This window comes from Sinomicrobium soli (genome assembly GCF_003285545.1).
In the GTDB taxonomy this organism is placed as follows: domain Bacteria; phylum Bacteroidota; class Bacteroidia; order Flavobacteriales; family Flavobacteriaceae; genus Sinomicrobium.
In genome coordinates, this window is the sequence record NZ_QLNV01000003.1 from 112156 (window position 1) to 125558 (window position 13403).

The following is a 13403-nucleotide window of genomic DNA, read 5'->3' on the forward strand; positions in this document are numbered from 1 at the left end:
TCACGTAAAAAACCTTATCTTTGATCATCATTCACTTTTACGGTCCAAAGAAATGAAAAGACGGGATTTTATTCAGCACACTTCGGCTTCGGCCGCTTTTTTATCGCTCGGGGGATTTTCCCTGTCTTCCTGCACACCGGAAAACACGGCAAAACATATTACCATACTCCACACCAACGACGTACACAGCCATATCGACGTCCTTCCTGATAACGACCCCCGCAACCCGGGAAAAGGGGGAGTGTCCAGGAGAGCGACACTCATAGAACGTATACGCCGCGAAAACCCGAATACACTGCTGCTGGATGCCGGAGATATTTTTCAGGGTACTCCCTATTTCAATTATTACGGGGGCGAACTGGAATTCAAGCTGATGAGTATGCTCCGGTATGATGCCGCTACCCTTGGAAATCATGATTTTGACAATGGTATCGACGGACTTTACGCCCAGCTGCCCCACGCCGATTTTGATTTTATTATTGCGAATTACGATTTCTCCGATACCGTGATGGACACCCATACCAGGCCCTATAAGGTCTTTACCAGGGACGGAATAAAAATAGGTGTTTTCGGGTTGGGAATACAACTCAAGGGACTGGTCAACGACAATCTGTACAAGGAAACAAAATACCTGGACCCGGTTGAAATTGCCCAGGATATGTCAACTGTCTTAAAAAGGGACGAAAACTGCGATGTCGTTGTCTGCCTGTCCCATATCGGTTACCGGTACAGGGACAACAACCGCCCTTCCGATATCATGCTCGCGGAAAATACGGAAAACATAGATATCATCATAGGAGGGCACACCCATACTTTCCTCGACAGGCCCACCATATGCCATAACCGGAAAGGAGAAAAAGTACTGGTGAACCAGGCCGGGTGCTTCGGCATAAATGTCGGACGTATAGATTTTTACCTGGATCACGACAATAAACTCATAGACCGTGAAGGCCGTACCATAATCGTCTGACCCGAGAAATACCGCAATAAATTTGGTGGTATACCCAAGTCACAGTAATTTTATAAGGTCAATAAAAACCTATATTATGAGAAAAGTAGCATTATTAACATTGTCTGTTGCATTCCTTACCGTGTCCTGTAAGGATGGAACAAAGAAAAAGAATGAAGATAGTACAACGGATACCGTGGAGCCGGCACAAACCGAAACCGTAACAGAAACGGCCAGGGAAATTACCGTGACCATGGACCCGAAAAGCGAATCGACTGCCAAGGGAACCGTTACCTTTTCGGAAGAGGGCGGCACCGTGACCATGACCGCCAATTTCGAAGGACTGGAACCCGGAGAACACGCCATACACCTGCATGAAAAAGCAGACTGCTCTGCTCCCGACGGAACATCTACCGGCGGACACTGGAACCCGACCTTTGAGAAACACGGCAAATGGGGAGATGCCGAAGGATATCACAAGGGAGACATAGGAAATTTCGAAGCCGATGAAAACGGTAACGGATCGATTACCTTTTCTACCGACGAATGGTGTATTGACTGTGATGACGAAACCAAAAATATTGTAGGTAAAGGAGTAATAGTTCACGCTGACCCGGATGACTTCGAGTCACAACCGACAGGAAATGCAGGCGGACGGGTAAGTTGCGGGGGGATTATTCAATAATCATATTTAAGTCCGGGGCTTTATCTCTCTTATGAACCAAAACCATTACACCTCATGAATCCCTCGGCCTCCGGTTGGATCACCAAACTTAACTCCCTACTGGGTCACGCAGCTTTCTTCCCCGCAGAGAACGGGACCTTTTACGGGAAACTGCGCGAATCGGGATTTATATACGGCACCAACATAAAACCGGCATTACCGCTGGAGATAGACAACAGGCTTACCGAAGAGGAATTGTCGAAGGTCCATTTGTACATTTCCCTGCTGTCGGCCTATTATACCCGCAACGGAACACTTGATTTCGATCGGGCCATAGATTCCATCATTGCTTTCTATACCGTTATGGAAAGCAATGATGTTTCTTTTTTCAACAAATTGCTTACGGGAAACAAAGGGTCGTCCAAACTCGAGAAGATCATCGGCAACCGGGTGCTGTTCGACGAAAATATTCTCACCAAAAACTTCAACCGCATTCCCACCAATATGCTGTTGTATATCGACACCCTCACCTACAAACAATATCTCGACGGGAACGAAAACTGTATGGAATATGCCGGAAACCTCGAGACCTTTATCATAAACACCATTTACCGTGCCCTCGATACCAAAACAGAAAAAAACGAATACGATATCCAGCTTGTAAAGCTGTTTGAGTCATCCACACGGTATACCGGCACCTACGACCAGAAGGTGGAAGACCTCCAGCAACAGCCTCCCTTCCGGCTGTCCTCTGCCCTGGAAAAAAAATATGTGGTAGACCTCGCATCCCTTGCCGTATGGAACGACCGTACCGTGGAGGAGCAGGAAAAAAAATTCATCGCAGCACTGGCCCACGATATACTGTACCTGCCGGTAGCGGAAGCAGAACGCTCCCTCTTCCTCGTACAGGATTTTTTTAATCTGCACAGGAAGGAGATCCCCATCCTGAACTTTTCCAACCCCGTAAGACAGTTCTACGACAACTCCTCGAGGATGGTGAGCAACCTCATTCTCCGGAACAGGAAACGACTACAGCTGGAGCTCCTGGAAAGCAGGGAACTGGTAGTGCTCCTGTCAAAATCCACCGTCAAGGAACTCAGTAAGGAAGAGAAACAGAAGGTCAGATCGCAATTGCTCGATATATGTAAGTCCATTCCCTCACTGGCCATCTTTTTACTTCCCGGAGGCGGGGTATTACTGCCGCTTCTGGTCAAGTTTATCCCCCAGCTGCTCCCCTCTTCATTCGACGACAACAAACTGGAATAGTCACCCCCGGAAATCCCCTTCTGTTTAATAACATTTCCGGTATTTTGTTATATTCCGCACAGCGTTCTTTATTGACGAAAAAAAACTGTACTTTTAGGCGGCATTTATAATCCGGGATAGCTTTTGGCATTTTGCTCTTTGAAAAATGCTGAAACCTATCTTTTTTTGTGCAGTATCAATCTAAAACCTTGTATGATTTTTTCAATTACAGACATCCTTTTTTTACGAAATAAAAATAATTGCAAACACTAAAACAAACTGTTCCTGCGGAACTGCCCGTTACGGAACAGAGATAAACACCTATGACTACACAAGCATTAAAAGACAGGATAAATACCCTTTTTAAGGAAAAATACAACGGCTCCCCCTTGTTGATACAATCTCCGGGGCGCATTAATATTATAGGAGAACACACCGATTACAACGACGGTTTTGTACTCCCGGGTGCCATCGACCGCTATATTATTTCGGCTATGGCCCGGAACGGCAGTCCGGACGAATGCAGGGTATTCGCAGCAGACATGGACGAGGAGATCCGTTTCAGTCTTGATGACGTCAAACCATCGGAAAAGGGGAGCTGGCAGAATTATGTACTGGGAGTCGTTTCCGAAATAGGAAAACGCGGCGTTCAGCTTCAGGGATTTGATATTGTCTTCGGGGGAAATATCCCCAAGGGCTCCGGTTTGTCTTCTTCTGCCGCCCTGGAAAACGCCATTACTTTCGGGCTCAATGAGCTCTTCGGTATCGGGATGAGCAGAACGGAAATGATGCTCCTCTCCCAGAAGGCTGAGCACAATTTCGTAGGGGTACAATGCGGGATCATGGATCAGTTTGCCAGTATGCAGGGCAAGGGCGAACACGTTCTCCTGCTCGACTGCCGGTCACTCGATTTCTCTCCGGTAGCTATAGATTTCAGCGATTATGAGATACTGCTGATCAACTCCAATGTAAAACACAGCCTGGCAGATTCTGCCTATAACGACCGGCGCGAATCCTGTGAATCCGGTGTCCGTATCCTGCAATCGGCATTTCCGGAAATAAAGGCCCTGAGGGATGCCAGCGAAACCCAGCTCTCGGAAGTAAAAGACCGGCTGGACCCGGACACCTACGAAAAATGCCTCTATGTCATCCAGGAGAACGACAGGGTGCAGGAAGCCGTCAAGGCCATAAAGAACAACGATATCCCGCTTCTGGGCTCCCTGCTCTTCCAGTCGCATGCCGGACTGGAACATCAATACGAAGTAAGCTGCCCGGAACTGGATTTCCTGGTCGAAAAAGCGCGGGAAAACAATGATATCCTCGGGAGCCGCATGATGGGAGGAGGCTTCGGTGGCTGCACTATAAACATCATCCGGAAAGGTGCTGCCGAAGCATTTGTAGCATCGGTAGAGGAAGAATACACACGTAAATTTGACAAGAAACCGAGCATATACAACGTAGCTCTTACCGATGGCACAGGTATATCGGAAACGGTTTTCTATAAAAACTGAAAGCACAATAACACCATGATCCAAAAAGAAGTATTACAGAACCAGTCGCACAAGAGATTTAATATCCTGACGGGAGAATGGATCCTCGTCTCTCCCCACAGGACCAAACGCCCCTGGCAGGGGCAACAGGAGAAAACAGCTGCCGATGTCAGGCCCTCCTACGACAAGGACTGTTATCTCTGCCCGGGAAACACCAGGGCGAACGGCGAGGTAAACCCGGAATATACGGACACCTATTCCTTTACCAATGACTTTGCCGCATTACAGACCGATAATGCTCCCTTCGCCATCAACGACGGACTGTTGCGGGCAGAGAGCGAACAGGGAACCTGCCGGGTCATCTGCTTTTCTCCCGATCATTCCAAAAGCCTGGCAGACATGGATACGGAAGCCATTGTAAAGGTAGTATCCCTCTGGCAGGAAGAATACCATTCGCTCGGCCATAAAAAAGATATCAATTATGTGCAGATCTTTGAAAACAAGGGAGCCGTAATGGGATGCAGCAATCCCCATCCTCACGGACAGATATGGGCCCAAAGCTCTATCCCCAACGAAGTCGGGAAGAAAGACGAGCGTCAGAAAGCCTATTATACGGCCAACGGGAAAAGCCTGCTCGGGGAATATGTCAGACAGGAAAGCAGCAATAAGGAAAGAATAGTATATGAGAATGACGATATGGTGGTCCTGGTACCCTTCTGGGCGGTATGGCCTTTCGAAACCATGATCGTTCCCAAAAAACAACAGGCCCACATCGGGCAGCTATCGGAAACAGAGAGGATATCTTTCGCCGATGCCCTGCATTTTATAACCGCTACCTATGACAAGGTCTTCGACTGCTCCTTTCCCTATTCGGCCGGGATACACCAGGCGCCTACCGACGGAAAGGATTACGATCACTGGCACTGGCACATGAGTTTCTACCCGCCCCTGCTCCGGTCGGCCACAGTCAAGAAATTCATGGTGGGCTACGAGATGTTTGCCATGCCGCAACGGGATATTACGGCCGAAACTGCCGCACAACGACTACGCGAACTCGCATAACCAGATAAAGAAGGCCGGGAAACGGGAAAATCCCGTCCCGGCCTTTTCGTTTCCGGACGCTTGTACCATCGGGACCGTTCAAAGGTCCCGTCACCCCAGCCATTCCTTAAAGTTTTTCACCCGGTCACGACTTACAATAACCTGAAAATCATCAAAGTTGTAAAGATATATCTGTAGTCTCGCATTGGTATAGGCTATAATATCCCTGATCGCTTTTATATGAACGATACACTTCCTGTTGATCCTGAAAAAGGTATCGGGACAAAGCGCTGTTTCAAGAGCGTCCAGGGTGGTGTCCAGCAAATAATTCCTGCTTTCGGCGGTGTAGAGATAAGTACCCTTGTTCTCACTGTAAAAACATTCTATCTCTTCTACAGGTATCATTTTCAGCCGTTGTCCCAGTTTTACCGTAAAGCGCTTTTTATACGAACGCTCCAACGGGTTTACCAGCATGTTCCGGATCGCTTCGAAATCAATACCCGCCTGCGAAAAAGATATACGCTCCCGGTATTTTGCAATAGCCCCGGCCAGTTCTTCGTCATCGATAGGTTTGAGCAGGTAATCGATACTGTTCAGCTTAAAGGCCCTCAGCGCATATTCATCGTATGCCGTGGTAAAAATAACGGGGCAGCTGATCTCTGCCGATTCAAAGATCTCAAAAGACAAGCCGTCTGACAACTGTATATCGAGCAGTATCAGGTCGGGGGAAGGATGGCGGTGAAACCAGTCTACGGCCTCCTCCACACCATGCAACAGGCATTCCACATCTATCCCGAGTTTTTCTACCATGCGCCGCAACCTTCTCGCAGCCGGTTTTTCATCTTCTATAATAACGACCCTCATAAGCCTGTATCCCTGTTAAAAACACTGATATTTTTTCATTCATTGGAAAACACCTGTTCTCAATACCTCACTCCCACCGTTCCTCCCGGTCCTTCTCCATATATTTCCTTATCTGCCGTTCTTCCCATTCCTTTCCCAGGAAAACACGGGGCATAAACACGGACACCCCGTGAACGACCAGGCCTATTCCCCAGTAAAAGGCCGTTGAAAAGGTCCAGAAATTCCAGAAAGCCTCTCCTTTCATTCCCGAGGGCACGGCTATGGATACCAGAATGATCAGGTTGATAATGACATACCACATCAGGTGCCTGTAAAATCCTTTTTCCTTCCGGATACGTTTTCTCGCTCTCTGGTATAATGCCTCTTCAGAATTATGTATATCTTTCATTTTGTCCGCGATTAGATTTTATTCCCACTGGCTTCTTCTCTTTTCCTCCTCCATGTATTCCCTGATCTTCCGCTCTTCCCACCGGCGTCCCAGGAACCCCTTGTCCATAAAGACGCTGATCGCGTGAAAGGTAAGACCTACTCCCCATCCCACAGCGGGAAACCAGAACCATTGGTATTCCCAGGATGTCCTGTAATTTATAAAAACAAGGAACGGGATGATAATACAGTACGAAGCGAGGTTCCAGTAAAACTCCTTTAAGGCTGCCACATGGCGCTTGGCCTCCAGGTATTTCTGATTCATGTTCTGGTCCGGTGTTTCCACAATTGTTATCTGTTTGGTTAATATCGGTATGCTCACCCTGAAACAGGTGTCGTCCTCTTCTACAGACACTTTTCGCCTGGTCAGCAGCTTATACCTTTGACTGATATTGGCCAGCCCTACTCCACTTCCCTTTTTAAGGGTCTGTTTCGGCTGTTTGTTATTCCTGGTCACAAGGCATCCGCCTTCTTCGTATATCTCTATTTTCAGGGGATGCTTTTCGGAAACCCTGTTGTGTTTCACCGCATTTTCCAGTAAGAGCTGAAGCGATAACGGTACTACCTTCGCTTCAGGGTCTGCAGCATATTCCGGCATATCAAAAGAGATACTGTTTTCAAAACGCATTTTCAGCAGCGCCGCATACGTACGGGCAAATCCCAGTTCTTCATTTACAGTAACCAGCTCCTTGTTTTTCTGTTCCAGTACATAGCGGTATATCTTTGACAACGACGTCGTAAACTTCTGTGCGGCTTCCGGTTTTTCATCGATCAGGCTGGTCAGTACGTTAAGGCTGTTGAACAAAAAATGGGGGTCGAGCTGGTTTTTAAGAGCATCGAACCTGGCCGATGCCGTTCCCGCGATTATTTTCTGCTCCTTTACCCTGTTTTCCTGAAAGTTACGATAAAAATAAAACAAATGAAACAACAGGGATATCAGCAGGGATATGATAACTATGGCCGTATAGAACCTCAACTGTTGCAATGCCCACGGATCATAACCGGTATTGTCTTCCATATACCCCTTATGCACCCATCTCAATAAGATGACCACCGGCAGGGTAACCAGGATACTCCCTGCAATACCACCCAGCAGGTGATATCCTTTTCGTTTTCCCCTGTAATATCTCCTGATATGATTTATCCAGAAAAAATTGACCAGGGTAAGCGGAATACCGTATAAGGCGTAATAAAGATAGGATTCGAAAGCATGCCCCGGTAAGGTCACCGCCTGCCCGGACAACCACCTGTAGGCCTGATCTGCCACAAAGATTCCGGCCGTTATCAGCGCCCCTGTTCCTGTTGTTCTTAAAATATGCTTCACTGTTGAGAATTCAGATCTTCCGTCCGTTCCGGACCGCTACTCTAAAAATACGTTTTTCCGGCCAGTCCCGGAATAACACAGTCAAATATCCGAAGGCGGCTGCTCTCTTCATAAAGTATTGTTCCGAATCGTAGAAAAAAAGGGATGATCTGCATTTTACATACCAGACAGACAACGGCAATAGTCTGCCTCCCTAACGATCGTGATCCTTGTCGTTCTCTCCCGACCGCTCCTTGCGCTTCCGGTCGTAGTACTGATCGCGAAAACTCTTGCGCTTGCGATCCTTCCACCTGCGCGAATTACGTCGGCTGTTCCACAACACCAGTAAAAAAAGCACCGCTATGACAACGATATATACGATACTGCTTTGATCTCCGAAATCCATCATCCTGTTTTTTTAATTAAACCACTATCAACCTGAAAAACCAGGAATACAAGATAATGGTGTTATACCCTGGTCAGTGTGTTACCGGATTATCCGGGCAATTCCCGCAATCTTTTCGATAACGTTACCGGGGCCTCATGGCCTTATTACAAAATGTTCCCTGGCCTGCCCGGTCCGGAAAAAAACGACCCCCAGCCAGAAAAGGTCTACCGTTACCCGTGCCCGGGGATGCCCGCAGATGCTGTTCCAGGCATCTTCGGTCCCGCGGCTTTCATATATTCCGTCCAGCACCAGAATATCCTCCGCCCCGAAATCTTCCCTTGAAAAAAGGGTTTCAGGATCTGTTTCAGCGGTAATCCGGTGGTACACCAGCCTTTTTTCACCTTTCGCCCGGTCTGCCAACCCGGGGAAACAGGTATGAAGCAGGGTTTGCAGCTCACGGCTTTCGCCGGTGAGGATTACTTCCCCTATCCTGAAATACTTTATCATCCGGAACAGTATCCGGTGCGTTTTTTTTCCCCTGAATTTCCCTCTTTTATACAATCCCCCGGTAACAAACCCGTAAATAAACGGGGAATGTACCCCGTACTGGTTGGTAGACCTCAGCAAGAATCTCAGGTATTTTCCGATATGCATTTCCTATTCCTTATACGACAGTTCCAGCCATCTGTCGGTCTTTTCCTCTATCCCGGCAATGACCTGTTCGAGCTTTATCGAAAGTTCATCGATCTGCTCTCCTTCCAGGGAGCCTTCCGCAAAAAGCTTCTCGATCCCGGCCTTCTCCTCTTCCAGCCTTCGGATCTCCCTTTCCAGGCGGCCGTATTCCTTTTGTTCGTGATAAGAAAGCCCTTTATTCACATCTTTGCGCCAGGAGGCTTTCTGTTTCTGTTCCCCTTCTGCAGCAATGGTTTCTTCTGCCGGGGGAGTACTGTCTTCATACGCACGGTAATCCGAATAATTCCCCGGAAAGTCTTCGACTTCCCCGTCTCCCCGGAACACGAAAAGGTGGTCGACGATCTTATCCATAAAATACCTGTCGTGGGAAACCACGATGAGACAGCCCGGAAAATCGAGCAGGAACTCCTCCAGTACATTCAGGGTTACGATATCCAGGTCATTGGTAGGCTCGTCCAGGATAAGGAAATTGGGGTTCCGGATCAGTACGGTACACAAATAGAGACGTTTTAATTCGCCTCCGCTCAGTTTTTCCACAAAATCGTATTGTTTCTTACGGTCGAAAAGAAAGCGTTCCAGCAACTGGGCCGCCGAGATCTGCCTTCCCCTGGCCAGCGGAATGTAATCGCCATAGGCACGGATGATATCGATGACCTTCTGCCCGGGTTTTATCTCAATCCCGGCCTGGGTATAGTATCCGAATTTTACCGTTTCCCCGATCACTATCTTTCCTGCATCGGGTGTCACAGCTCCCGTAAGCAGGTTGAGGAAGGTTGACTTTCCGGTACCGTTCCTGCCGATGATCCCCACGCGTTCTCCCTTTTTAAAAACATACTGGAATTTATCGAGAATACGCTTTTCCCCGTATGATTTCCCCACATTGTGAAGTTCCACAATCTTGCTTCCCAGGCGCTCCATATTGATCTCGAGCTGTATGTTGTGCTCCTTACGCCTCTGGTGGGCCTTTTCCCTGATCACATAAAAATCGTCGATACGCGATTTCGATTTGGAGGTTCTGGCCTTGGGTTGTCTCCGCATCCAGTCGAGTTCCTTGACATACAGGTTACGGGCCTTTTCCACCGAAGCTTTTTCCGCCGTTATCCTCGACTCCTTTTTTTCGAGGTAATAGGAATAATTCCCCTTGTACGAATACAATTTACCGTCTTCGAGCTCAATGATCTCGTTGCACACCCGTTCCAGGAAATAGCGGTCGTGCGTCACCATGAAAAGGGTGATGTTCTCACGGGCAAAATAGGCTTCCAGCCACTCTATCATTTCCAGGTCAAGATGATTGGTGGGTTCGTCAAGTATCAGCAGGTCCGGCTCATTGAGCAATACCGTTGCCAGGGCGAGGCGTTTTTTCTGCCCCCCGGAAAGCGAGGATACCTTCTGCGAGAGGTCGTCCAGTTTCAGCCGGGAAAGGATCTGTTTATACCTGGTTTCGAAATCCCAGGCCTGGTGGAGTTCCATCTGCTCGAATGCTTTCTGATAGCCTTCCGTATCTTCGGGATGCTGCAAGGCCTCCTCATAACGCCGTATGACCCGGAGTACCTTGTTTTCGGAAGCAAAAATGGTCTCCTCCACCGTAAGTCCGGTATCCAGGTCGGGTTCCTGGGAGAGAAACCCGGTATATATCCCGTTCCTGGAAATGACCTGCCCGGTATCCGGTTCGTCTTTTCCCGTGATAATATTCAGCAGGGACGTCTTACCCGTACCGTTCTTCGCGATAAAGGCTATTTTCTGATCCTTGTTTATCCCGAAGGAGATACCGGTAAACAATACCCGTTCTCCGAAAGATTTGGAAATATTTTCAACAGATAGATAATTCATTACAGCTCATTAATCGTCCGGAGAAAAGACATCGGAAAAACATTCCCCGGTCTCCTCCCGTCTCAAGTCCTATATTCTGTGTTTTTTAATCTGTCCCCGGGGATTATTGTTCTTCCAGTATCTGGGCCGCATGGTCCTTGGTTTTTACCTTGTCGATCACGCGCTCCACCTTCCCTTCTTCGTCAATGATAAAACTCTTCCGGTGTATCCCGTCGTAGGTCCGCCCCATAAACTTCTTGGGGCCCCACACTCCGAAGGCATTGATCACTTCCCTGTCCTCATCGGCCAGCAACGGAAAGGGAAAATTGTACTTGTTCCTGAAATTGGACTGCCTCCTGGCCGAATCGGCACTTACCCCGAGCAGTTCATATCCCTTTTCCCGCAGTGTCTTATAATGATCCCTCAGGTTACAGGCTTCTGCCGTGCATCCCGGGGTACTGGCCTTGGGATAGAAAAAAACGATCCATTTCTTTCCTTTGTAATCCGAAGGTGATATTGTGTTTCCGTCCTGGTCCTTAACGGCAAAGTCAGGTACCTGGTCTCCTGGTTCCAGTGTTTTCATTTATTAGTTCTTAGTTCTTAGTTGTTAGTTTGGGCATAAATAAATAATGTATTTTAGTTGCCCAAAACTAAGTAAAAATGACCAAAAGCCAAAAAGTGGTATTCGCCATGGAAACGCTTGAGGAAATTTATCCTCAGATCCCCATTCCCCTCGACCATAAAGACCCTTATACCCTGCTCATCGCCGTACTGCTATCGGCCCAGAGCACCGACGTCAGGGTAAACCAGATTACACCGCTGCTCTTCGAAAAAGCAGACAATCCTTATGCCATGGTAAGGCTGAGCCGGGAAGAAATTCAGGACATCATACGCCCTGTAGGCCTGTCTCCCATGAAATCCAGGGGAATCTATGAATTGTCGCAGATCCTTATCGACAAGTACGGGGGTGAAGTCCCCGCCGACATGGCCGCTCTTGAGGCCCTCCCCGCCGTGGGGCACAAGACTGCCAGTGTTGTGGTCTCACAGGCCTTCGGTATCCCGGCTTTTCCGGTAGATACGCATATCCATCGCCTGATGTACCGCTGGGGTTTCAGCAACGGTAAAAACGTAGTACAGACCGAAAGGGATGCGAAAAGACTGTTTCCGGAAAAATGCTGGAACAAACTGCATCTCCAGATCATATGGTACGGAAGGGAATATTCGCCGGCAAGGGGCTGGAACCTGGAAAAAGACATCATAACCAGAACTATAGGCCGGAAATCGGTAATCAGGGACTATTACCGGTCAAAAGAAAAACCGTCTTCAAGGAAATGACACGCGAACATGCCTGTCCTTAAAAACGGTTCGAGGGACTTTTTTATCAGAGCTCATTTAAACTGATCTCAGTTCAGTATGGTGTCGAAATGAATCTCTTCATAATCGACCACCTTCAGGGCCCTGGAATAATTGAGGAGAAAATCGATGGTCTCCTTCCTGGGCTTCATGTTTTTCTGTTCTGCTGCTGAAGACTTTCTGGTGTAAAGGTGTGCCATATTATTACGTTTGATTTTGCGATGTGTAATACAAACGTGGCAAACCCCGGCATATTGCATTAATATGTTGTTAAAACTATGTTATTTTTCTCTACCAGCTTTCGCAGATTGATAATTGCATAACGCATTCTTCCCAATGCCGTATTGATACTGACCCCGGTGATCTCCGAGATCTCCTTAAAACTCATATCCTTATACATCCTCATCACCAGTACTTCCTGCTGGTCTTTCGGCAATTCCAGGATGAGTTTTCGCACATCATCCTCTACCTGGTCCTTAATGATCTGTCCTTCGACATTCAGTGAACCATCCCCTATCACCGAAAAAATATTGAAATCCTCGTTACCTTCAAATTTAGGCATGCGGGTTCCTTTCCTGAAATGATCTATAATAAGGTTGTGCGCGATACGCATTACCCAGGGCAGGAATTTCCCCTCCTCGTTATAGGCTCCTCTTTTAAGGGTACGGATAACCTTAATAAAAGTATCCTGAAAAATGTCTTCCGTGATATCCTTGTCAAAAACCTTGGAAAAAATAAAACTGTAAACTCTTTGGGAATGACGGTTGATAAGTACTTCCAGCGCACTTTCATCGCCGTTAATATAATCTTCTACTAAAACAGAATCCTGAAGAAGTTGCTCCATAATAATCACTTTTTTTATACAATTCAGGCCTTCCGTCAGATGGAAAGCACTTAAATTCTCTTTTTAAACTTAAAATTTAAAAACTCAAAAAGTAATTTTATGGTATACGCGCTACTGTTTTAACGTTTTGCTGGCCAAATATAATAACATTCCTTAAATATATGCAAATATTATATGGTAATTTAATGTTTCAACACGAATAAGCTTAATATAAATAACTAAAATACAGTTAATTACACCCTATATTGTTTAAGCGTCTTTTTTGTGCGAAGCACAAAGAAGGATTCTTCTGACTTCGATTGCAGGTTGCAGGTTTCAAATCATAGTTCATAAC

The 13403-nt window shown here is 47.2% G+C and carries 15 protein-coding genes; 6 read left to right on the forward strand and 9 right to left on the reverse strand.

Annotated features, from left to right (window positions below; translation table 11 throughout):
* Nucleotides 1-52 precede the first annotated feature (52 nt).
* The 5 genes from DN748_RS04375 (at nucleotide 53) to DN748_RS04395 (ending at nucleotide 5410) form a co-directional block, all read left to right on the forward strand.
* Nucleotides 53-970 carry a bifunctional metallophosphatase/5'-nucleotidase gene (locus DN748_RS04375; RefSeq protein ID WP_112370558.1) on the forward strand — a complete coding sequence of 306 codons (918 nt, stop codon included), beginning with the start codon at nucleotides 53-55 and terminating at the stop codon, nucleotides 968-970.
* A gap of 76 nt (nucleotides 971-1046) precedes the next feature.
* On the forward strand, nucleotides 1047-1634 hold the full coding sequence (locus DN748_RS04380) for a superoxide dismutase family protein (protein WP_112370559.1): 588 nt from the start codon (nucleotides 1047-1049) through the stop codon (nucleotides 1632-1634).
* A 54-nt stretch (nucleotides 1635-1688) separates the two neighbouring features.
* Nucleotides 1689-2879 carry an LETM1-related biofilm-associated protein gene (locus DN748_RS04385; protein WP_112370560.1) on the forward strand — a complete coding sequence of 397 codons (1191 nt, stop codon included), beginning with the start codon at nucleotides 1689-1691 and terminating at the stop codon, nucleotides 2877-2879.
* Nucleotides 2880-3181: 302 nt separating this feature from the next.
* Nucleotides 3182-4369, forward strand: a complete 1188-nt coding sequence (gene galK / locus DN748_RS04390; RefSeq protein ID WP_112370561.1) for a galactokinase — start codon at nucleotides 3182-3184, stop codon at nucleotides 4367-4369.
* 15 nt (nucleotides 4370-4384) lie between these two features.
* Nucleotides 4385-5410 (forward strand): UDP-glucose--hexose-1-phosphate uridylyltransferase, encoded by a 1026-nt coding sequence (locus tag DN748_RS04395; RefSeq protein WP_112370562.1) that lies wholly within the window; start codon nucleotides 4385-4387, stop codon nucleotides 5408-5410.
* Nucleotides 5411-5500: 90 nt separating this feature from the next.
* On the opposite strand, the gene DN748_RS04400 is transcribed toward DN748_RS04395, so the two are convergent.
* From DN748_RS04400 to bcp, 7 genes are all read right to left on the reverse strand, one after another.
* The gene (locus DN748_RS04400; RefSeq protein ID WP_112370563.1) at nucleotides 5501-6253 is read right to left on the reverse strand and encodes a LytR/AlgR family response regulator transcription factor; all 753 of its coding nucleotides are present in this window, start codon (nucleotides 6251-6253) and stop codon (nucleotides 5501-5503) included.
* 67 nt (nucleotides 6254-6320) lie between these two features.
* Complete coding sequence (locus DN748_RS04405) at nucleotides 6321-6641, reverse strand: 2TM domain-containing protein (RefSeq protein WP_112370564.1); 321 nt, start codon at nucleotides 6639-6641, stop codon at nucleotides 6321-6323.
* Between the two features lie 18 nt (nucleotides 6642-6659).
* Nucleotides 6660-8003: a 2TM domain-containing protein gene (locus DN748_RS04410; RefSeq protein WP_236636789.1), complete on the reverse strand. Its 1344-nt coding sequence runs from the start codon at nucleotides 8001-8003 to the stop codon at nucleotides 6660-6662.
* A gap of 193 nt (nucleotides 8004-8196) precedes the next feature.
* A complete protein-coding gene (locus tag DN748_RS04415; RefSeq protein ID WP_112370565.1) occupies nucleotides 8197-8391 on the reverse strand; it encodes a hypothetical protein in 195 nt (64 codons plus the stop codon).
* Nucleotides 8392-8523: 132 nt separating this feature from the next.
* Complete coding sequence (locus tag DN748_RS04420; protein WP_112370566.1) at nucleotides 8524-9024, reverse strand: hypothetical protein; 501 nt, start codon at nucleotides 9022-9024, stop codon at nucleotides 8524-8526.
* Nucleotides 9025-9027: 3 nt separating this feature from the next.
* Nucleotides 9028-10893: an ABC-F family ATP-binding cassette domain-containing protein gene (locus DN748_RS04425; protein WP_112370567.1), complete on the reverse strand. Its 1866-nt coding sequence runs from the start codon at nucleotides 10891-10893 to the stop codon at nucleotides 9028-9030.
* Nucleotides 10894-10996: 103 nt separating this feature from the next.
* Nucleotides 10997-11455: a thioredoxin-dependent thiol peroxidase gene (gene bcp, locus DN748_RS04430; protein WP_112370568.1), complete on the reverse strand. Its 459-nt coding sequence runs from the start codon at nucleotides 11453-11455 to the stop codon at nucleotides 10997-10999.
* 77 nt (nucleotides 11456-11532) lie between these two features.
* On the opposite strand from bcp, the gene DN748_RS04435 reads away from it, so the two are divergent.
* Nucleotides 11533-12207: an endonuclease III domain-containing protein gene (locus DN748_RS04435; protein WP_112370569.1), complete on the forward strand. Its 675-nt coding sequence runs from the start codon at nucleotides 11533-11535 to the stop codon at nucleotides 12205-12207.
* Nucleotides 12208-12275: 68 nt separating this feature from the next.
* Here the strand turns inward: DN748_RS04435 and DN748_RS19205 are convergent, their stop codons facing one another.
* Nucleotides 12276-12425 carry a hypothetical protein gene (locus DN748_RS19205; RefSeq protein ID WP_201741422.1) on the reverse strand — a complete coding sequence of 50 codons (150 nt, stop codon included), beginning with the start codon at nucleotides 12423-12425 and terminating at the stop codon, nucleotides 12276-12278.
* Nucleotides 12426-12484: 59 nt separating this feature from the next.
* Nucleotides 12485-13069 carry an RNA polymerase sigma factor gene (locus DN748_RS04440; protein WP_112370570.1) on the reverse strand — a complete coding sequence of 195 codons (585 nt, stop codon included), beginning with the start codon at nucleotides 13067-13069 and terminating at the stop codon, nucleotides 12485-12487.
* Between the last annotated feature and the right edge of the window lie 334 nt (nucleotides 13070-13403).